Here is a 21519-nt window from a genome sequence, read left to right as displayed (position 1 = left end):
GGGTATGGCCCTGGACGAGCCGGACCTCGCTCAGGTGTCGCTGGGTGCGGAGATCCGACGCCGCCGCAAGCAGCACGGCCTCACCCTCACGAATCTGGCTGCCCAGGCGGGGATCTCGCATCCGTTCCTGTCCCAGCTTGAGCGGGGTTACGCGCGACCGAGCATGACGACGCTGGAACGGATCGCCCGCGCGCTGGACACGACGCAGGTGAGTCTGATGCTGGCGGCCGATCCCGTGCAGGTCACGGCCACCCCGACGTCGGCGCCCGCAGGCGTCGGCGTGGTCCCGGCGGGTGGCGGTGCGATTCTCCCGCAGGCGGGCGACGATGCCGGCTACGCGCGGCTGCTCGTTCGCGGGGACGCCGCGTTCTTCCCGCAGGAGCAGGTCCTGAACCGACGCGAACACCGGGAGTACTTCCAGCACGAGCAGGACGAGTGGGTACACGTGGTCCGCGGCGAGATCGAGGTCGACTTCGGCGACGGCAGTCTCGTCGAATTGCGCACGGGCGACAGTCTTTACTACGCTGGCGGCATTCCTCACCGCTGGCGGCTGATCGGTCCCGAGTCGGCGCATCTGATCGTCGTGCAGGCCTCGTCGTCGTAGACAGTCGGAGACGACCGCGTGGATGAGGTGCTGTGGTCCCTGTGGCTGGGAACCCGGCGGAGATCGTCCCCTGACCGAGGAGATCTCCGATGACACTGTCGTCGAGCAGTATTCAGGATCCGATCCGTGCCCGAGTCGTCGCGCGACGCCACCTCGCCGCGCACATCGACGAGTTCGTGTTGGGCCCGTCGGCCGAATTCCCGCTCCCTGCGTGGACCCCCGGATCGCACATCGACCTCCATACCCCGACCGGGCTCGTCCGGCAGTACTCGCTCTGCCCGTCGCCCGGCGAGACCGGCCGCTACCGGATCGCGGTGGAGCGGCGTACCGACAGCCGGGGTGGGTCGCGGTCCACGCACGACGACCTGTCCGAAGGGATGGAAGTGCGGATCGGGCCGCCGCGCAACCACTTCGCGTTGACCCGCGCGTTGTCGTACGTCTTCGTCGCCGGTGGAATCGGGATCACTCCGCTTGTCAGCCTTGCGGCAGAGGCCGATCGGGCGGGACGGCCGTGGCGTCTGATCTATGTCGGGCGTTCGCGCGAGGAGATGGCGTTCGCCGATGAGCTCGAGGGGCGGCACCCCGGGCTCGTGACGATCTACGAATCGAGCCGTACCGGCCGGCCGGATCTCACAGCGGAATTGTCCGGCCTCGCGAGGGGAACCGCTGTCTACGCGTGCGGGCCACCGTCGATGCTCGACGCGGTGGAGGACGCGTGCGGTCCACAGCCCGCTGTCGACGCGTTCACCGAGAGATTCACCGCCGCAACGACGGAGATGGCCCATGACACGGAGTTCGAACTGTCGCTGGCATTGTCCGGGGTGACCGTCACGGTTCCGCCGGATCGCACCATTCTGGACGTACTCGGCGTGAGCGGTGTGGTGGCACCGGCATCCTGCCGGGAGGGGATCTGCGGAACCTGCGAGACCGGGGTGGTCAGTGGGGAGGTCGATCACCGCGACTCGATCCTCTCGCCGGAAGAACGGGCGGAGAACGAGTCGATGATGATCTGTGTGTCCCGCTGCACCAGTGGGCGATTGGTCCTCGAGCTGTGACCGGGGCGGAATCATGAGCTCGGTGGTGTTGTCCGGCGCCGCGGCGGTCCTGCGTGACGCGTCGACGGTGACCTACGATCGGGTGGTCGTCGACGGTGGGACGATCGTGGCGGCGCCGAGTGGCTCGGGACACGAATCGGCGGGCGGCGCCGAGATCGTCGACGTGTCCGGCTGTGTCGTCACGCCGGGCCTCGTCAACGCGCACCACCATCTGTTGCAGAGCGCGTTCCGGTCGCGGCCTGACACCCGGTCGGTTCCGATGCGGGACTGGCTCGCTCGGATGTCGCAGCGTTACAGCATGATCGGAGTCGATCCCGAGCTGACCGCGGCCGCGGCGTCGGTGGCGCTCGCCGAATCACTCCTGTGTGGGGTGACCACGGTGGCCGACCACCATCTGACGTGGCCTCGAGATCAGGACCCGGTGACGCTGGCGGGTGCGACGATCGGTGCCGCGCGTCGGGTGGGTGCGCGGCTGGTGTTCGTGCGGGGAACCGCCCGGGACGATCCGGACACCGCCGCACGATCGGTGTCGGACATCCACGACACCCACCTGCCCGATGCGCGAAACGGCGTGACATCCGACGGCATGACCCAGCTGGCGGTGGGCCCGTCGGGTGTCCACGCGGACGGCCCGGAGACGTTCGCCGCCCTGGCGGAGGTGGCCGGCAGTCTGGGTCTGCGTCGCCGGACCCAGGCCAACGAGAAGATCGACGTCGAGATCGCGGCCGAACGCTACGGGCGCCGTCCACTCGACCTGCTCGACGAGTGGGGATGGCTCGGCGAGGACGTCACCGTTGCCCACCTCTGCGACGTCACCGACGACGAGATCGCCCTATTCGCCCGATCGGGGGCGACCGCGACCCACGCGCCGGGATGCGATGTACCGATGGGGTGGGGCGTCGCCCGCGTCGCCGCACTGACGGCGGCCGGCGTGTGTGTCGGTTTGGGGACGAGCGGCGGTGGGAGCAACGACGCCGGGCATCTGCTCGCGGATGCGCGCCTGGCCGTTCAGGTCTCGGGACTCATCGGCGAACCGGTCACGGCCGCGACGAGTCTCGCGATGGCGACCGGAGGGTCTGCGGCCGGGCTCGGTCGACCCGAGCTGGGACACCTGCGGCCGGGAGCGGCCGCCGACCTCTGCGTGTGGGAGTGTGCGGACGTCTTCGACGCAGGGGTCGCCGACCCGGTGGACGGCCTGCTCTGGGCCGGACCGGGCCGACGGCCCCGCGACGTGATGGTAGGCGGCCGGTGGGTGGTTCGCGACGGCGTGCTCGTCACCGCCGAATCCCGAACGGTGGCCGCCGAACTCAGCAGTCTCCTCGAACGGCGGGAGGGTCGCTGAGGCGGCGCCCTTGCCCTTCGTAGCTCGTCGCTCTCGCTCCTCCCACCTCAGGGGGCACCTCAGGGGGCGAGGGGGGCTGTCGCCCGGAACCTCAGGGAGCGGTGGTCGCACACGGCGGCGCCGGGGCGTCCTCGGAGAGCGGCTTGTTGAGGGGCATCAGGTAGAGGACGTCGAGGACGACCGGGGTGGTCCCGAGGTTGGTGCCCTCGTGGGTGTTCACCTTGCCGCCAGGCTCCTGGATGATGTCGCCGGTCCGGTAGACGACCGGCTTGCAGTCGGAGCCGGGATGGGTGAGCGTGCCCTGGCGGACCAGGCCGTAGAGCGGGCCGTCGTGATAATGCCAGCCGGTCGTGCCGCCGGGCGCGATGGTGATCTCGCGGACCTCTACGTGCACGCCGTCGGGCACGAAGGGCAGCAGATCCGCCGGGATGTCCGCCTTGCCCAGGCTGACCGCTGAGATGCCGGAGGACGGGGTGGCATCGGCCGTCGCCGGGGACATCGCCACGGGGGTGAGCAGGGCGGCGGCCGCGGCAAGCGACGCGACCGCGGTACGCATGGAGGGGGTGATCCTACGCAGGAGGGGTGTCATCGTCCGACCGTACGTCGGGCCGACCCGGGACATAACCGATTCGTCCGATTCGGCTGTGGCAGAGAACTGGACGGTTGACCCGTTCGGTTCTGGGTACTTCGCGGTGTGCCTACGATGGCGGAGCCGGAGTCGTCGGGCCGGCCCGAACGAGGGAGTCCGTGATGTCTCGGTTGTCGAGATTCGTCGCCGGGGGCGTTGCCGTCCTGTGCGCGGTCCTTGGTGTCTCCGTCGAGGCGGTGCCGTCCGCGGGCAGCGCGACGGCCGACACCCTCGACGGTGTCGGCTACGCGAGGGCGAGCGCCGCGGCGCCGTATCGGGAGACCTGGGTGTCGCCACGGAACCTCGTCGTGTCGGTGTGGTCCCGATCCATGCAGACCCAGATCCCAGCCCTGGTGCAGACGCCCGCGAACCGCAATCAGGGCGCGCCGGTGATGTACCTGCTCAGTGGGTCCTCCGGCGGGGAGGACAACGACGACTGGACGCACGCGACCGATGCCAATGCGTTCTACGCGAACAAGAACGTGTGGACCGTGACCCCGATCGGCGGGGCCGCGAGCTACTACGCCGACTGGCGCCGCGTCGACCCGGCGGCGAACTTCCGGTTCGGTGTGAAGACGCCCCGTCCGCTGCGGTGGGAGACGTTCCTGACCTCAGAGCTGCCCGCGGCCTTCGAGACCGCGCACGGTGGCCGTACCGGTCCCGGACGGTCCCGCGGAATCGCCGGGATATCGATGGCGGGCAACGCCGTCCTCCGGATCGCCGAGAACCACCCGGGCTTCTACCGGGCGGTCGGCGCCTACTCGGGATGCGCGGACACCGCGTCGCCCACCGGACAACTGCTCCTGCGCAACGTCGTCTTCGTCCCCGCACTGGCCGACGCGAGCAACATGTACGGCCCTCCCGGGGACCCACAGTGGGCGGCGAAGGACCCGATCATCAACGCGTACAAGCTGGCCCGGCGCACGCCCGCGCTCTGGATCAGTGCGGGCACCGGCCTGCCGGGCGCACATGACAACCTCTCCGACCGTCGTATCGCGGGCAATGTCGGCGAACTCGCCGAGCAGGTCACGGCAGGCGGCTTCGCCGAAGCGGCGGCTCGATCCTGCACCGTCACCATGGCGAACCGCCTCGCCGCGTTGCGGATTCCGGCCGTCGTGCGGTTCCCGCCCGTCGGTACCCACTCCTGGGGTTATTGGGAGGATCAGATGCATCAGTCGTGGCCCATGTTCGCCCGCGCGCTCGGGGCGTGACGCTGCCGGAGGTGTACTGCGGACGACGGTCGTCGTCGCCCGCCGGACCTCGCGTTTCAGCGTCCGTTCAACTCGCCGGACCTACGGTCGGGACGTGATCTCCGGGCACGGCTCCACCCGACGATGTCGAGGGGGTGATCGGCGATGACCGTCACCCGCCGCGGCCTGTGGCTGTCACAACTCCTGCACCCCGAGGTGTCGCACGTCGTCGCATTCGGCTTGAGCCTGCGCGGCCGTCTGGACGCCGACCGACTGCTCCACACGGCCGGCGCGGTGCTCGACCACGTCGGGTGGTGCGACGTACGTCTGAGCCCGGATCGCTCGCCGGCCGACGGGCACCCTCATCCCCTGCAACCAGCCGACTCCGGACTGGACCCGGTGGAATGCGTGGACCTGTCCGCGTGCGCCGACCCGGCGGCCGAGAGCGAGTCGCGTGCGCAGCGTTTCCTCGACGACCCCGCAGGCGCCGACCTCGGACTGCCGCTGTTCCGCAGCGAACTGCACGCTCTCGCTCCTGACTCCCACCGGTGGATCGTGCGGGTACATCACGTGCTCACCGACGGCGCCGGCGTCCTGCGGGTGATGGCGCACATCGCCGCTGTCTACGCGGGTACCGCGCGGCCCGACGAGATGCCTCTCGCCGACGACCTCGAACTCGAGGCCGAAGAGGAGAAGTATCGCGACTCGCGACGCCGAGGGACCGACGAACAACACTGGGCGCGACGACTGGACGGCCTCGAACCATCCCTGCTGGCCGGTTCCGTCCCGCTCACGTCGTCGATCACGCGCGTCACCGAAACCCTGACCAGTCCGCGCACCGCATCCTCGGCCGAGTTCGTCGCCGCGTTCTCGGGTCTGTGCGCCCGGTTCCTCGACACCCCGGACGTGGTACTGAGCCTTCCGGTCGCGGCACGTACCTCGGCGGCCCGTCTACGGGCGGTGCAACCGGTCTCGAACGTCGTGCCGTTGCGCCTCGACGGAATCGGGGACCGCGACGCCGGGCAGGCGCTCGCCGAGGTGTCGACGGCCCTGGTCGACGCTCTGCGCCATCAGCGTTTTCCTCGCGAGGACATGCTGCGAAATCGCAACGCGATCAACGGTTTCGGGGCGGTGGTCAACCTCTTGCCGGGTTTCGATCCGCCCGCTGTCGACGGCTTGCACTGGGGACTCGAGGTCATGCGAACCGGACCGATCTCCGACGTCGCGGTGACCCTGCACCCCGCCGACCAGAACGGTCGCCGGGCGGTGACCTGGGAAGCCCCGGCCGCCGTCGTCGACACCGATGCGCTGGCCACCCTCGCCCGGCGCTTCGACCGGCACCTCACCGCCACCCTGATCGAACTGGACGGCGGCCCGCGGATTCCCGACGATTCGGTGTTCGTCGACGGCGAGTGGGAGCGCTTCCGGTGCCGGAGCGGGCCACCGGCGCCGCCCTTCACGCCGACGGTGAGCCACCTCGAGGACCACTGGTCGTCGGACCCGGACGCCGTCGCGATCATCGACGGTGAGGTGTCAGTGTCCCGTCGGGAGTTCGCGCGCCGGGTGGATCGCGGGACCCGGTTGCTCGTGGAGGCCGGAGTCGGCGCGGGCGACCGGGTGGCGGTGTCCATCGAGCGGTCGGTGACTTCCGTCGTCGCGTTCTGGTCGGTGCTGTGCGCGGGCGGCGTATGGGTTCCGGTCGGCGACCCGTTTGCACCGGAGGCGCGAACGCGGGATCTGCTCGATCGTTCCGGCGCCAAGGTCGGATTGTGTGTGCCGGGCACCCCGCGACCGGGCTCGATCCGGTGGCTCGACCTCGAGCACGACGCCCCCGAGCACGACGCCCCCGAGCCCGACGACCCCGGATCCCCGGTCGCCGATCGGCGGCCGGGACTGGAACGCGGACCCGACGATGCCGCCTACCTGCTGTTCACGTCGGGCTCCACCGGAACCCCCAAAGGCGTGGTCATGCCCCACCGCGGCCTGCCCGCCCTGATCGCGGAGATCCAACAGACGTACGCGCTGGCGCCCGGGTCTCGCATCCTGCACGCGTCGTCCCCGACCTTCGACACCGGGATCGTCGAGATGCTGTGCGGGGTCGTCTGTGGGGCGACCGTCGTCGTCGCGCCGCGGTCGGCTCCCGGTGGTGATGCTCTCGCACACCTGATCCGGCGGCATCGCGTCAGTCACCTCATCGTCACGCCGTCGGTCCTCGACACCCTGCCCGTGGATCTCGCCGACGACCTGGTGCAGGTGATCATCGGTGGCGAACCGCCGTCGCCGCGGGTGGTCGACCGCTGGTCGGGTCGCGTCCGACTGCGAAACGCGTACGGACCCACCGAGACCCGGTGCAGTATCAACATCTCCGCACCGCTGTCCCCGGGCGGGGCGATCACCGTGGGCCCGCCGATGGTCGGGGTCGACGAGGCGGTCCTGGATCGCTTGGGCCGGCCACAGCCTCCCGGGGCGCTCGGCACGCTCCACTGTGCGGGACCGCAGTTGGCCGACGGTTATCTCGACGACCCGGCGTCCACGGCGGAGGCCTTCGTGCAGAGCACGTTCTCGGCCGACGCGGTGATGTACCGGACCGGCGACCTGGCCGAGTGGACCGAGGACGGCGAGATCCGACTGCTCGGACGGCGCGACGGTCAGATCACGCTGCGGGGATTGCGCATCGAACTCGCCGAGATCGACGCCGCGCTGGGGCGATGCACCGGCGTGCGGAGTTGCGCGACGATCCTGCGTGAGTTGCCGTCGGGCCGTACCGCGCTGGTGTCATTCGTCGTGCCGCAGGGCACCGGAACGGACGTCGACGCGCCCGGGCTGCGTCGCGCGGTCGCCGAAGTACTGCCGTCGTACATGGTCCCGGCGCTCATCGTCGGCATCGACGCGCTGCCCCGCACCGGCAACGGCAAGCTCGACGTCGGAAAGCTGGCGGACCATCCGCTCCCCGGTCGCCGGTCGGTCCGCGGACCCGTCGGCTCGCACGAGACCCTGCTGGTGCGGGTCGTGGGCGAGGCGCTGGGCACTGATGAGGTGGATCTGTTCGCCGGCTTCCTGGAGCAGGGCGGCGACTCCCTGGCGGTCATGCGGGTCGTCGGCTTGCTCACGGCGGCAGGGCATTCCGAGATCGGTCCCGATGACGTGCTCACCGCACCCGACCTGGAGGCACTGGCGGAGCGGATGGTCGAGCCGGTGCGTCCGGGCACCACCGTACGGCGACCGACAGCACCGGACGACGACCGTCCGCTCACGTCCGCGGAGCGGACGGTCGAACGCGCGCCCGGTCACGCGCACGGGCAGTTGGTCCGCGTCGGATGGGTCCCGCCCGAGGCCGGGCGACCCACCGCAACCGAATTACGAGAGTTGCTCTGCGCGTTGGTGGATCGGCACCCCGCCCTGCGATCGATCTATCCGGACACCCCCTGCGGGCCGGTGCAGCGGGCACTGGCCGGGGGTGCCGACGCTGCGGTCTCCGTTGCCGTGCAGGTGGTGTCGGACCGAGACCTGAACCCGGGGCGCGAGATGCTGCGCGCACACGCCGAGCACATGTCGGCGTCGCTCGATGTCCGGGTGGCTCCGCCGTTCTGCGTGCGCATCCTGTCCGACGCCGACGGCGGTGTGGTGGCCGCGGTCGCGGTGTTCCATCACATCGCCGTCGACGGTCACTCGCTCGGAACACTGGCCCGGGAGGCGGACCTGATCGCACGCGGAGTGGATGTTCCGGTGCTGCACTCCATCTCGCCGCCCGCACAACACGCCGACGATGACGTCGACGGCAGGTCGTGGCAGAAACTGCTGGGCATGCCGCCCGCGGAGGCCTTCACGCTGGACGGGTTGGACCCCGTCTCGTGCGCACAGTCCACGGCGATTCGTCGCCGGGCTCTCGTCGACGCCGACGTCTACACACGGTTCCATGCCGAAGCGTCCGAGCAGGGCATGACCCCGTTCGAGGCATTCGGGAGATCGGTGTCCGAGGCGCTCGCGCGGCTGACCGGACAAGACCGGATGATGGCGGCCACCGCGGCGTCCCAGCGCCCGGCGGGTGCTGACGACACCGTGGGGGACTTCGTGATCTCTGCGATGACGCCGCTCGACGCCCGAGAGGATGCGCGCGACTCGGTGGCGCGGACCCGCCGGTGCATCGCCGCCGCGAACGCGCCCATGGAAGACGTGCTGGACGCACTGGGACGCCCGGTCGTCGACGGTCGCCTCTTCCCGGTTCCGGTTCTCCTGGGCTGGACCCCGACGATCATCCGACCGAGCGCGGGCGGTCACCTGTACGTGTTCCCGCCGCCGATCACGCGATGGATGCTGCAGGTCGAGGGTTCGCCGACCGCGCAGGGGGAGTTGCAGGTCCTGGTGACCGGCGCGGCCTCCGCGCTGGAGGAGTCGCGGGTCGAGCAGGTCCTTGCCGAGGTGATCGCGTGCGTGCGCCGGGTGTGAGACCCGCGGTGCCCGACGGCCGGGCAGAGTGCGGGATTCGTACTGGAAACCGTCACGAATTCCGCACTGTGCACCGTCACCGGGTGTGAGTGCTGAACGCAGAACACCCCGCGGGCAGCGCGCCCGCGGGGTGTTCTGTGTTGCGAAGGCGAGAGATCAGGCCAGATCGAACCGATCGTTGTTCGACACCTTCACCCATGCCTTGACGAAGTCGTTGACGAACCGCTCCGCCGAATCATCCTGCGCGTACACCTCGGACAGCGCGCGCAGCTGCGAGTGCGAGCCGAACACGAGGTCGCTGGCGGTCGCCGTCCACTTGGTGTCACCGGTCGTGCGATCGGTGCCCTCGTAGACGTTTTCGTCCGTACCCGACTTCCACTCGGTGCCCATGTCGACCACGTTGCGGAAGAAGTCGTTGGTCAGCGCGCCGGGGCGATCGGTGAACACACCGTGCTTCGTACCGCCGTAGTTGACGTCGAGCACGCGGAGTCCGCCGACCAGCACTGTCAGCTCGGGAGCGGTGAGGTCGAGCATGTAAGCCCGATCGAGCAGGAGTGACTCCAGCGGAGTCTTCTCGCCGTCCTTGCTGTAGTTGCGGAAACCGTCGGCGCGCGGCTCGAGAACCTCGAACGAGTCGACGTCGGTGCTCTCCTGGGAGGCGTCGGTGCGACCGGGGGTGAAGGGCACGGTGACCGGGAATCCGCCTGCCTCGGCGGCCTTCTCGATTGCCGCGGCGCCACCGAGGATGATGAGGTCGGCCAGCGACACCTTCTTGCCACCAGATGCCGAGTCGTTGAAGTCCTTCTGCACCTGCTCGAGAACGGGCAGGACCTTGGCGAGTTCGCCCGGCTCGTTGATCTCCCAGTTCTTCTGCGGCTCGAGGCGGATGCGGGCGCCGTTGGCCCCGCCGCGCTTGTCGGTGCTGCGGAAGCTCGCCGCGGAGGCCCAAGCCGTCTTGATCAGCTGGGTCTGCGACAGTGAGTCGAGCAAAGTGCTCTTGAGAGAAGCGATGTCGGCGTCGTCGATCAGTTCGTGGTCGACGGCGGGCACCGGGTCCTGCCAGATCTGCGGCTCGGGAACCCACGGGCCGAGGTAGCGGCTGACCGGTCCCATGTCGCGGTGGAGCAGCTTGTACCAGGCCTTCGCGAAGGCCTCGGCGAGCTCCTCGGGATGGTCGAGCCAGCGGCGGGTGATGTCGGCGTAGATCGGCGACTCACGCAGCGCGACATCGGTGACCAGCATCGTCGGCGCACGCCCGGGACCACCGAACGGGTCGGGGATGGTGCCCGCGCCCGCCCCGTCCTTGGCGACGTACTGCCAGGCGCCCGCGGGACTCTTCGTCAGCTCCCACTCGTAGCCGTACAGGTTCTGGAGGAAGCCGTTGCCCCACTGGGTGGGCGTCGAGGTCCAGACCACCTCGAGGCCACTGGTGATGGTGTCCTCGGCCTTTCCCTTGCCGTAACCCGACTTCCAGCCCAGGCCCTGCTGCTCGATCGGCGCGCCTTCGGGCTCGGGTCCGATGAGGTCGGCGTTGCCGGCACCGTGGGTCTTGCCGAAGCTGTGACCGCCGATGATGAGCGCCGCGGTCTCCTCGTCGTTCATCGCCATGCGACTGAAGGTCTCGCGGATGTCCTCGGCTGCGGCGATCGGGTCCGGCTTACCCTCGGGGCCTTCGGGATTGACGTAGATGAGGCCCATGGTGGTGGCGCCGAGGGGCTTCGCGAGCTCCCGCTCACCCGAGTACCGCTTGTCGGTACCGAGCCAGGCATCCTCCGGTCCCCAGAAGACCTCCTCGGGCTCCCAGATGTCCTCGCGACCGAAGCCGAATCCAAAGGTCTTGAAGCCCATGGATTCCAGCGCCACGTTGCCGGCGAAGACGAGGAGGTCGGCCCACGAGAGCTTGGTGCCGTACTTCTGCTTGATGGGCCACAGCAGGCGGCGGGCCTTGTCGAGGTTCGCGTTGTCCGGCCAGCTGTTCAGCGGTGCGAAGCGCTGTGCGCCCTGACCGCCGCCGCCACGGCCGTCGAAGATGCGGTAGGTGCCGGCGGCGTGCCAGCTCATGCGGATGAACAGACCGCCGTAGTGGCCGTAGTCGGCGGGCCACCAGTCCTGCGAGGTGGTCATGAGCGAGACGAGGTCGGCCTTGAGGGCCTCGACATCGAGCTTCGCGAACTCCGCCGAGTAGTCGAAATCCTCACCGAGGGGATTGGAGAGCGAGGAGTGTGCGTGCAGGATCGACAGGTCGATCTGCTCGGGCCACCAGTCCTTGTTGGTCAGCGGCGCATGAGCTTTCGGCTCCGGCGACGAGATGACCGGGTTCTCGCTCTCGCTGTTGCTACGGGTCTGCTCGTCGGAATTGGGCGGACGGCTGTCGGAGGTCACGACATTCCTTTCGATGGTGGAACCAGCGGGCTGTCGATCACGGGAGTGATCGGGTCGGGGTGGTCAGGTGGGGGCCGAGCTGACGCATTCGGGGCAGAGACCCCAGTAGATGACCTCGGCTTCGTCGAGCACGAATCCGTGGTCTTCGGAGGGGACCAGACAGGGGGCTTCCCCGATGGCGCAATCCACGTCGGCGATCGCGCCGCAGACGCGGCAGACGACGTGATGGTGGTTGTCTCCGGTGCGAAACTCGTAGCGGGACACCGAACCCGACGGTTGAATGCGGCGGATGAGGCCACGTTCGGTCAGGGCGTGCAGCACGTCGTAGACAGCCTGACGTGACACATTCGGCAGAGTCTCACGAACCGCGTTGTAGATGGTGTCGGTGTCGGCGTGCGGTAGTCCGTCGACGGCGTGCATCACCGTCACCCTGGGCTGGGTGACGCGGAGTCGTGCCGCCCGGAGCTGCTGGGCGTAGTCCGAAGTGGATGTCACGTGGACCACCATAGGGGCGCTTCGCCCGCCGCGCAGCCTTTTTCTGGAATTGATCCAAATTTGTGTCGAGCCACACGCTCGATGGGAAGAAAGACAACAAGGGCCGCCATCCGGATGGGATGGCGGCCCTCGTGACGGAGCGATCAGCTGTCGATGCCGACCAGATCCTTCGCGAGCTCAGCGAATCGGATCTCGATTGCGGAGACGACGCGCTGGCGATTCTTGTGGGCCTCCTCGTACGCGAGGGTGACGCGCAGGTCGGCAGGCTTGTCGAGCTGCTTCACCTCGGCAACGGCATCACCGACGTTGAGATCGACATAGCCCTGGATCGGCAGATCCTCGGCCTCGACGGTCCCGGTGATCTCGCGCAACTGGTGCAGAGCATCGGCCGCGCCGTCGGCGCCGCTGTCCCGGGCGCTGTCCTCGACGGCCTCGAGAGCGGCATCGCGGCCCGCGGCAACCGTCTTCGACACGGCGGCGCTGGCATTGCTCACGGCGTCACCGGCCCGCGACGCGGTCTCGGTCGCTTCGTCGACCGCGCGGCCGAACCTGCTGCGGATGGTGTCGACGGGATCGGGCAGCTGACGGGCGAACTCCGCGGTCCGGTCGAGTGCCCACGATGCGCCCAGCGCGGGTGCGGTCAGGGCCCGCGCGGCGAGGCCGCTGGCCCACTGCGACGGTCCACGACGTAGTGCGGCCGGACCGCCCAGGGCCTCTTCGGCGAGGACGGTGGTGAGCCAGTGCACGGTGGCCGTGTGGGCGTCGATGAGGCGGTCGGCCAGCGTGACCAGCGCCTGGTCTTCCTGGCCGGTGGCCAGTGCCTTGAGATAGGTGGCCCGGGCGACGAGGCGCTGTTCCAGCGCGAGGTCGTCGAGAAGCGCTTCGTCGAGCGGCTGTGTCTGCTCGGCCAGGGTCTTGGCGACAGCGCCGACACGCCCCAGTACGGGGCGGATCACGTCGACGAGTCCGCCGCGTTCGCGTAGCGCGTTCTCGATGGTCAGCGCACGGTCACGTGCATTCTTGGCGTTCTCGGCGAGCTCCTTGCGGATCGCCTCGGTGCGTGCCTGCGCCTGTCGCGTCTCGGCGATCTGGATCTCGGTGTGCGTGAGTGCGAGGATCGCGCGAAGTTGCTGGTGGACGGTGGTGGTGGAAACAGTCATCGGATTTCTTGCTCCCCTCTTCTCCGACGTTGATTGGTTACACCCCGAGTGTTGCCAGGAAATGCGGGTATGTAACACCCTTCCGGCGATTGGTCGTCGGAGCGACGCCAAACTTGCTGGCGCCGTGGGTCTCTCGACGTATGTGAGGCGAGTCACAGTGAGGTTCGGCGGCGGCTGGTCATGCCTGGATAAAGAGATTTGACCGCCAGGGGCCTGGCTTTGGGCGTCGGCAGGACATCCGAGCTGCCGAAGGGCTCGGACCCCGCCGGCTCGGTCAGGTTTCGCCTGGTCGGTGAGGGGTACCTCGGCGCGATGGACGTCGCGGACGGTGCAGGTTCCCCCATGCGCCGTTCGTCGCGCCGTTCGACGTCCGTCGGGTCTGATGTGACGATCGATCGGCTCGCTGCCCATCTCGGTACGGGTGTCGTCGGTGATCCCTGGTCCGGGGCGTCGATCGTGCACGACCTCGATGACGATTCGCGGACCATCCGCCCCGGGGATGCCTACTTCGCGATCCCCGGCAGCCGGTGGCATGGGCTCGACTTCGAGCACGCGGTGGCCGACGCGGGTGCCGTCCTCGTGATCAGTGACCGGCCGTCGGCGGTCCTGCCGACGATCGTCGTCGACGACCCCCGTCGGACGATGGGGCCGCTGGCCTCCTGGTTCCACGGGGAGCCGTCGCACGATGTGCGCGTCTTCGGGGTCACGGGTACCAACGGCAAGACCAGCACCACCCACTTCATCGACGCCGGCCTCACCGCCGCGGGGGAATCCACCGGACTCATCTCGGGATCACGTATCCGCGGCCCGGGGTACGACATCGTGCCGACGCGAACGACCCCGGAGGCCCCGATGCTCCAGCGCACCCTGGCATCGTTTCGCCGGCACGGGGTGAGTGCGTGCGCGATGGAGGTCTCGTCGCACGCGGTGGACCAGCACCGTGTCGACGGCACGGCCTTCCGGGTGATGGCCTTCACCAATCTGTCCGACGACCATCTCGACTATCACGGGTCGATGGAGGCGTACTTCGCCACCAAGGCGGCGATGTTCACCGCAGATCGCACGCAGATCGCGGTGGTCGACGTCGATGACGGGTGGGGTGTGCGGCTGGCGGCGGAGACCGCCGTGGACACGTGGACCTGCTCGGTCGCGGACCCCGCGGCAGACGTGGTCGCCGAGAATCTCCGGCTCGGACCGCTCGGCACGGCGTTCACCGCGCGCACACCGCACGGCAGCGTCGGACTCGATCTGCAGGTGCTGGGCCCACACCAGGTGGGCAATGCGCTGGTCGCGCTGGCGTGCGCAGCGGCCGACGGCGTCGACCTCGCCGCGGCTGCCGAGGGTATCTCGTCGGTGACCGGTATCGGCGGCCGCTGCGAACCGGTACACGCCGGTCAGCCCTTCCGGGCGATCGTCGACTACATGCACAACACCGCGGGCCAGCACGCCATGCTCCCGTATCTGAGGTCGCTGGGCGGGGGCCGCCTGATCGTGGTGGTCGGCGCCACGGGAGGGCGTGACCCCGGCAAGCGCGTGCCACTCGGCCACGTCGCCGCGGCCCATGCCGACGTCGTCATCGTCACCGATGAGAGCCCTGAAGACGAGGACCCTGCCGCCATCAGGGCAGAGGTTCTCCGGGGAGTGCGGGAGAACGGCACCGCCACGGTCATCGAACAACCGGATCGCCACGACGCGTTCGCCCTGGCGGCGTCCATGGCCGGTGACGACGACGTCGTGGTGGTCACCGGCCGCGGGAGCGACACGTTTCGACGCTACGGCGCGGAGTCGTCGTTCTTCGACGACCACACCGAACTCAAACGAGCGATCATCGAGACCCGAGGCCGCCGCCGGTGAACACCTCGGCGCGTGCGGCCGCGGCTGCATCGAGTTCGCGCTGATACAGAATGCCGTACGTGAATCCGTTCTCGCCGTCGCGGACTCCGGCGCCGGCGCCGAGTTCGCGGAGGGTCCGCGCCGCGACGGCGGCGTCCTGATGTTCGCCGAGCACGGTCTGGATGTGCTTGTAGCGCTTGACCTGTCCGCGACCGGCGGACTTCTCTACGACCGGGGCGGCGAGCTCACCCGCATAGCGGGCTCGTTTCGCCGCCTTGCGCGCCCGGTGCAGGTCTTCCTCGTCCCCGCTGGACAAAGCCTGCGACAATCGCGTGTCTGCCTTGCGCGCGGCGCGGGTGGCGATGCGGCGCAGATCTTTTCGTCCGACGCGCGCGGCCGCGAGCGGCACCGACTCGATCCACCCGGACAGTGTCGCGAGCAATCGCCGGTAGCGGTCGGAGGTCATGACCTCGGTGACGGCGCGACGATGCCGATGCTGCTGGGCGGACAGTTCCTCGTCGATGCGCGCCGCCACCGGGCCGAGCACCAACTCGTCGGGAAGCTCGGCCACGGCCGAGGCGAACCGGGCCCGGAGGACCTCGCGATCGCGAACCTCGCCGAGTTCACCCGCGAACCATCGCAGCTCCCCGTCGAGTTCCGGGAGACCCTTCGGCTCGAGCAGGCGTCCGCACGTCCGCAGCGTGCTGCGCAGCCGCCGGATCGCCACGCGAACGGCGTGCACCGGATTCTCCCCGCGGCGAAGCGCGACGTCGCCGGCAAAGATCTCGGCGATCTGCTCGTGGACGTAGGCGACGAGGGCGTCGCGCGACGGTGAGGGCGTCGGGCCGACCTGTGATCCGTCGTGTCCGATGGCCCGTGCGAACGTCGACGACGCGGCGGCGGGACGGGCCCCCGCGCCGACGAGGCGTTTGCGGACGTTCTTCGGAACCCGTCCGGCTCCCGGGGTCACACTGATCTCGCGCCACGACGTGGCGGTGGCGACCGGCCCGGTGGCCGTGGCGCTCATGGCGTCGTCGACCACCTCGTACCGGAGGCCGCCCGCCTGATCGAGGTAGCGGTGTCGGGTGCGGCGCGTATGGACGATGGCCGCGACTCGGAGGGGGTTGCCGAGGCGTAATCCCCACAGGGCTTGGTCGATCTCCGGGGGTACGGGTGTCGACGACGCGTCGACACGTTCGACGGGCCGCTCGCCGGAACCCGGCAGGGTGATCCGCCAGCCGGGTGCCTGGCCTTCGCCGTCGGCATAGACCACGGTGACCCCGTGCGCGAGCAGGTCACGGTCCTCGGTGTCGTAGTAGGTGTCGGTGAAGTCGGTGGACTCGATCTCGACGTCGGCGGTCTGATCGCCGAACTCCGGGATCGCGGCATCCAGTCCGAAATCCCAGGTGTTCTCGCGTGTGGTGTCGGTGTGCACGGTCACTCCTCGGTCCGCTCGCTCACGTTCGCTGACCTCAGGAGGGTGTCCGAATCGGACACGGGTCAAACGTGCGGCACGTTCGCGCGGGCGCGGTCACACACGGTGGTAGGTCCCGTCCTCGAGGTACATGACCTGCCCGTGTCGCTGCAGCCGTGCGAGATGCAGCTCGGCGGTCCGCTGCTCCACGGCGTCGACGAACGGCAACGCCACGTGGGGCCGGTACACCAGTCGATGCGCCACGATGTCCGCGATCCCGTGCGGCTGCGCGAGGAAGGCCAGCAGTCGTTCGTCGCGCCGGTGGATCACGCCCTCGTAGGCATCGAGCCGACCCCGGAAGTCTTCTGCCCCGGTGACGACGCCCTTCTGGTGGAAGGTCCCGTACCAGCGGGCGTCGATGTCCCGTACCCGCGCGATCGAGGCGAGGTAGTCGTCGACGCTGCTGCCGACGTCGCCGTACATGGGCCCGAACGAGGTGAGGTCGATGTCGGCGAGGTAGAGGAAGCCCGTCGGCTCGACCAACAGGCCGCAGTGCCCGGCGGTGTGACCGGGGAGATGCACGACGGTGGCGGTGACGTCGCCGAGGTCGAACACATGCCCGTCGTCCACCGACCGTGCTTCGGGGAAACCGTCGGGGAGTCCGAAGGTGTCGCCCATGTCGGCGTCGACCGCCGCCCGTTGCTCGTCGGTCAGTCCATAGTTGTCCAGCAACACCTGCAGCGACCGGACGCCGGCGACATCGGCGGAATGGGCGTACTTGTCCGCGGAGAAGTGTCGGAGGCCGGCGATGTGGTCCTCGTGGGCATGGCTGATCATGACCGCATCCGGCCGCACCGGGTCGTGGTCGACCTCCAGCGACGGATCCATCACCAGGGTGCCTTCCGAGCCGTGCACGACGACGGTGTTGCCGTACGGAAACGCCCCGCCGTGCGCCGAGGCGAGCACGGTCACCTGGTCGTAGCGGGTCTCGACGAAGCCGGGCGCGATGGTCACGTCGTAGCCGTACCCCGGCATGTCGCCGGCTGTCAACGCGACCGGGACGCGTCGTCCTCCGGGGATTCGGTCGCGGCCCGCAGCCACAGCGGGAGGATCAGCCAGGCGACGGAGAACGCCAGAAGTGTGCACACGCCGGCGATCACCGACGCCACCGGCCCGGCGGTCGCACCGAACACGACGGTGACCGCCCCCGACAGCGCGAGACCGAGGAGCGCGAGGCCGGCGAAGGCCATGTAGTGAGCCTGGTTGACGACCATCGCGAGCTGGTGCTGCCGGAACAGCGCCCGATGCAGGGCGACCGGTGCGGCCAGGAGAATCGCCGCCCCCACCGCGCACGAGACGGTGACGAGGTAGACGACGCGGAGTGCGCCGCCCAGTTCCTCGAATCCGTCGTGGAACGGCAGGGTCAGGAGGAATCCGGTGAGTATCTGCACGCCGGTCTGCACCACGCGCAGTTCCTGCAGGAGTGAGTTCCAGTTGCGGTCCAGCCGTTGGGTTTGCGTCTCGTCCCGCTGCGCACGATTCCATGCGGCGTCGTCGGCGCCGGACTCGGTGCGATCGGTGTCGGTCGGACTGGCCACCAGCTCATCGTCGCAGCGTCTGGTCTCGTCCAGCGGTCATCTCGGGTCTCGAAGCGGTCACTTCCCGGCTCGCAGTGAGTACCGGATCGGTAGGTGCTTGAGTCCGCCGACGAAGACCGTGGCGGCGAGCTCTGGGTCGCCCGCCAGCTCGATCGAGTCCAGGCGCGGGATCAATTCGGTGAACAGGCTCTTCATCTCCATACGCGCCAAGGCCGCGCCGAGGCAGAAGTGCACGCCGTACCCGAACGCCAGGTGCTGGTTCGGAAACCGGCCAACATCGAACGTGAAGGGATCGTCGAAGACCTCGTCGTCCCGATTCGCCGATGTGTATGCGAGATAGACCGATTCGCCTTTCGCGATGGGCACGCCGCGCACGGTCGTGTCCTCGGCGGCTGTGCGCATGAACTCCTTGACCGGGGTCGTCCAGCGGATCATCTCCTCCACGGCGGTGCCGATGAGTTCGGGTTCGCGGCGTAGCCGGTCGAGCTCCCCGGGGTTCTCGATCAGCGCGCGCAGCCCGCCGGAGATGGCGTCCTTGGTGGTGTCGTGACCCGCGCTGGCCACGATGACGTAGTACGACGCGGTGTCGACGTCGGAGAGGGGTTCACCGTCGACGGTGCCGTTGGCGATCGCCGAGGCCAGATCGTCGGTCGGATTCTCGCGGCGGGATGCCGTCAGTTTGCTGAAGTAGTCGAAGAAGTCCAGCAGCGTCGCCATCCGCTCTTCGAGCGTTGTGCCACGCCGGTATTCGGCGTCATCCGCGCCGAACATCTCCTGGGTGAGCTTGTGCATCCGGGAGTAGTCGGCCTCGGGGAGGCCGAGCAGTGACAGGATCACCGAGAGCGGGAAATGGACCGCGATGTCCTCGACGAAGTCGCATTCCGGGCCGATCTCCACCATCTTGTCGACGTAACTCTTGGCGAGCTCGTCGACGCGGGTCTGGAGGTTGCGCAGGGCCTTCGGACGGAACCAGTCGGCACCGATGGCCCGCACCTTGCGGTGGTGGGGATCGTCCATGTGGATCAGCGTGCGCAGTCCGGCACCCGAATCCAGTTGTGCCTTGGCCACGTCGTCGGCCGCGGCGGTCGTGAGCACCGGCCGCGGTGCGCTCAGCCAGAGCTTGTTGTCCCGTTCGATGTCCAGAACGTCGGCGTGTTTGGTGATGGCGTAGAACGGGCGGTAGGGCCCGTGGTCGACGCGTGCCACCGGGTTGTGCCGGCGGAGATGAGCCATCGCCGCGTGCAGGCGCGGCTCGTCGGCGTAGGCCGTCGCGTCGGCGAAGATGGTGGCGGCGTCGTCTGCCGTGCTCGTGCTCACCTTGCTTGTCGTCACCGGGTGCATCCTTCGGTTGAGGGTGATTCTGGATCCGAGTGTCCGATATCGGGGTGTTCCAGTTGGCCGGAATCGCGAACACGATCGAATGTGCCCCGCCCATCCGGGAGGAGGCAGGCGACGAATGGCCGCCATGAGCACCCCGACCGAATCCGGCGAGGAATCGACTCCGACTTCCCGATGCGACGGCGCGACGACCGCCGACTCAGCGGGCGACTACCTGCCGATCGCCGACCACGGTGTCATCGGTGATCTGCGGACCGCGGCCGTCGTGGGAGTGGATGGGCGGATCGACTGGTTCTGCTGTCCGCGGTTCGACTCACCGAGCGTCTTCGGCTCGTTGCTCGATGCCCGACGAGGCGGCGCCTGGACGGTGGAACCGGTGGACGGCGACGTCACCACGCGTCAGTTCTATCTGCCCGACTCCAACGTGCTCGTCACCCGCTACCTGAGCGAGGACGGCGTCGCCGAGGTGCAGGACCTGATGCCGATCGCGAGACCGCACGACCCCGACCACCGGACCCGGATCATCCGACGGATCTCGTGTGTCCGGGGTTCCGTCCGGTTCCGCGTGACGATCGCGCCGCGGTTCGACTACGGCCGTGAGGCACACAAGCTGGTCGTCGAGGACGGGCGTCGGGTTCGCTTCGAGACCGACGGCCTGGTGCTGCATCTCGTCTCCACGGTCGATCTCGACACGATGGACGACCGGGACGCGCAGGCCGATTTCACCGTCGAAACCGGCGAGTGCGTCACGTTCGTCCTCGCGCCGGATCCCATCGAAGACGAGCTGCTCGACCACGACAGTTCGCCCGCCGTTGTCGCCGCGACGGTCGCCTTCTGGCAGGACTGGGTGTCGAGGTCGTCGTACACCGGCCGGTGGCGGGAGATGGTGCATCGGTCCGCTCTCACACTCAAACTGCTGACGCACGAACCTTCCGGGGCGGTGGTGTCCGCGGTCACCGCCGCGCTTCCCGAGGAGATCGGTGGCGAACGGAACTGGGACTACCGCTACGTGTGGATCCGCGATGCGGCGTTCACGCTGTACGCCCTGCTTCGATTGGGTTTCACCGACGAAGCCGGTGCGTTCATGGACTGGCTGACCTGCCGGTTCGACGACGGTGCCGACGAGCCGGGAGATCTGGGGCCGCTGCGGTTGATGTACACCCTGGACGGGGAATTGCCGCCGGCCGAGACCGAGCTCGACCATTGGGAGGGGTACCGGCAGACCTCGCCGGTGCTGATCGGCAACGCCGCCGCCGACCAACTTCAACTCGACATCTACGGCGAGCTCATCGACTCGGTGTACCTGTACAACAAGTACGGCCCCGGGATCTCCTACGGGTCGTGGACGCATCTGTGCACGGTGGCCGGGTGGCTCGCCGACAACTGGGATCGCCCGGACCAGAGCATCTGGGAGGTGCGCAGCAAGCCGCAGGACTACGTCTACTCGCGCGTGATGTCGTGGGTGGCCCTCGAGCGGATGATCCGGATGAGCCGGCAGCGCGGACTACCCGGTGACGTCGCCGGTTGGATGAAAGCCCGCGACGACATCTTCGTGCAGATCATGGAGCGGGGCTGGAACGACGACGTGGGGGCGTTCGTCCAGACCCTCGACTCCGACCGTCTGGACGCGGCGCTGTTGTTGATCCCGGCCGTGAAGTTGTTGTCGCCCACCGATGAGCGCTTCGTCCGCACCCTCGAGCGGATCGAGGAAGAACTCGTGAGTGACTCCCTGGTGTTCCGGTACGACACCGACGGCGGACACGACGGCCTCGATGGAGCCGAGGGGACGTTCTCGCTGTGCTCGTTCTGGTACGTCGAGGCGCTCACCCGGACCGGTCGCCTGGGCGACGCGCGTCTCGCTCTGGAGAAGATGTTCACCCACGCCAATCATCTCGGCCTCTACGCCGAGCAGGTCGGTCTCACCGGCGAGCAACTCGGCAACATGCCGCAGGCGTTCACGCATCTCGCCCTGATCAGCGCGGCCATCAATCTCGATCGGCGCCTGGGGGAGTAGTTACCGGATCATCCCAGGGC

At 68.8% G+C, this 21519-nt stretch carries 15 protein-coding genes; 7 read left to right on the top strand and 8 right to left on the bottom strand.

The window, feature by feature from the left end; all coding sequences use genetic code 11:
• Nucleotides 1-4: 4 nt before the first annotated feature.
• From MAY35_RS01045 to MAY35_RS01035, 3 genes are all read left to right on the top strand, one after another.
• Nucleotides 5-604 (top strand): helix-turn-helix domain-containing protein, encoded by a 600-nt coding sequence (locus MAY35_RS01045; protein WP_238418768.1) that lies wholly within the window; start codon nucleotides 5-7, stop codon nucleotides 602-604.
• 89 nt (nucleotides 605-693) lie between these two features.
• The gene (locus MAY35_RS01040) at nucleotides 694-1659 is read left to right on the top strand and encodes a PDR/VanB family oxidoreductase (RefSeq protein WP_238418767.1); all 966 of its coding nucleotides are present in this window, start codon (nucleotides 694-696) and stop codon (nucleotides 1657-1659) included.
• Between the two features lie 13 nt (nucleotides 1660-1672).
• On the top strand, nucleotides 1673-3001 hold the full coding sequence (locus MAY35_RS01035) for an amidohydrolase family protein (protein WP_238418766.1): 1329 nt from the start codon (nucleotides 1673-1675) through the stop codon (nucleotides 2999-3001).
• A 91-nt stretch (nucleotides 3002-3092) separates the two neighbouring features.
• On the opposite strand, the gene MAY35_RS01030 is transcribed toward MAY35_RS01035, so the two are convergent.
• Nucleotides 3093-3590, bottom strand: coding sequence for a cupin domain-containing protein (locus tag MAY35_RS01030; RefSeq protein ID WP_374237904.1), 498 nt, complete (start codon nucleotides 3588-3590; stop codon nucleotides 3093-3095).
• Between the two features lie 161 nt (nucleotides 3591-3751).
• Here MAY35_RS01030 and MAY35_RS01025 point away from each other — a divergent pair, with 161 nt between their 5' ends.
• Entirely contained in the window at nucleotides 3752-4840 is a 1089-nt protein-coding gene (locus tag MAY35_RS01025) for an alpha/beta hydrolase family protein (RefSeq protein ID WP_238418765.1), read from the top strand.
• Nucleotides 4841-4984: 144 nt separating this feature from the next.
• The gene (locus MAY35_RS01020; RefSeq protein ID WP_238418764.1) at nucleotides 4985-9265 is read left to right on the top strand and encodes an amino acid adenylation domain-containing protein; all 4281 of its coding nucleotides are present in this window, start codon (nucleotides 4985-4987) and stop codon (nucleotides 9263-9265) included.
• A gap of 156 nt (nucleotides 9266-9421) precedes the next feature.
• Here MAY35_RS01020 and katG read toward each other — a convergent pair whose 3' ends face one another.
• The 3 genes from katG to MAY35_RS01005 form a co-directional block, all read right to left on the bottom strand.
• Nucleotides 9422-11647: a catalase/peroxidase HPI gene (katG, locus tag MAY35_RS01015; RefSeq protein ID WP_238418763.1), complete on the bottom strand. Its 2226-nt coding sequence runs from the start codon at nucleotides 11645-11647 to the stop codon at nucleotides 9422-9424.
• A 63-nt stretch (nucleotides 11648-11710) separates the two neighbouring features.
• Nucleotides 11711-12154, bottom strand: coding sequence for a Fur family transcriptional regulator (locus tag MAY35_RS01010; protein ID WP_245403454.1), 444 nt, complete (start codon nucleotides 12152-12154; stop codon nucleotides 11711-11713).
• A gap of 131 nt (nucleotides 12155-12285) precedes the next feature.
• The gene (locus tag MAY35_RS01005) at nucleotides 12286-13302 is read right to left on the bottom strand and encodes a ferritin-like domain-containing protein (protein ID WP_238418761.1); all 1017 of its coding nucleotides are present in this window, start codon (nucleotides 13300-13302) and stop codon (nucleotides 12286-12288) included.
• A gap of 342 nt (nucleotides 13303-13644) precedes the next feature.
• On the opposite strand from MAY35_RS01005, the gene MAY35_RS01000 reads away from it, so the two are divergent.
• A complete protein-coding gene (locus MAY35_RS01000) occupies nucleotides 13645-15156 on the top strand; it encodes a Mur ligase family protein (protein WP_238418760.1) in 1512 nt (503 codons plus the stop codon).
• Here the strand turns inward: MAY35_RS01000 and MAY35_RS00995 are convergent.
• From MAY35_RS00995 to MAY35_RS00980, 4 genes are all read right to left on the bottom strand, one after another.
• A complete protein-coding gene (locus MAY35_RS00995) occupies nucleotides 15128-16570 on the bottom strand; it encodes a CHAD domain-containing protein (RefSeq protein WP_238418759.1) in 1443 nt (480 codons plus the stop codon). The genes MAY35_RS01000 and MAY35_RS00995 overlap by 29 nt on opposite strands.
• A gap of 96 nt (nucleotides 16571-16666) precedes the next feature.
• On the bottom strand, nucleotides 16667-17563 hold the full coding sequence (locus MAY35_RS00990; protein ID WP_238418758.1) for an MBL fold metallo-hydrolase: 897 nt from the start codon (nucleotides 17561-17563) through the stop codon (nucleotides 16667-16669).
• A 32-nt stretch (nucleotides 17564-17595) separates the two neighbouring features.
• Complete coding sequence (locus MAY35_RS00985; RefSeq protein ID WP_238418757.1) at nucleotides 17596-18147, bottom strand: DUF6328 family protein; 552 nt, start codon at nucleotides 18145-18147, stop codon at nucleotides 17596-17598.
• A gap of 57 nt (nucleotides 18148-18204) precedes the next feature.
• The gene (locus MAY35_RS00980) at nucleotides 18205-19464 is read right to left on the bottom strand and encodes a cytochrome P450 (protein ID WP_238418971.1); all 1260 of its coding nucleotides are present in this window, start codon (nucleotides 19462-19464) and stop codon (nucleotides 18205-18207) included.
• A gap of 139 nt (nucleotides 19465-19603) precedes the next feature.
• Here MAY35_RS00980 and MAY35_RS00975 point away from each other — a divergent pair, with 139 nt between their 5' ends.
• Complete coding sequence (locus tag MAY35_RS00975) at nucleotides 19604-21499, top strand: glycoside hydrolase family 15 protein (protein WP_238418756.1); 1896 nt, start codon at nucleotides 19604-19606, stop codon at nucleotides 21497-21499.
• The last annotated feature ends 20 nt before the right edge of the window (nucleotides 21500-21519 follow it).

The organism is Gordonia sp. 'Campus' (assembly GCF_022206305.1).
Lineage (GTDB): Bacteria > Actinomycetota > Actinomycetes > Mycobacteriales > Mycobacteriaceae > Gordonia.
Note: the sequence above shows the minus strand (reverse complement) of the source record. Positions and strands in the feature narration are given on the sequence as shown.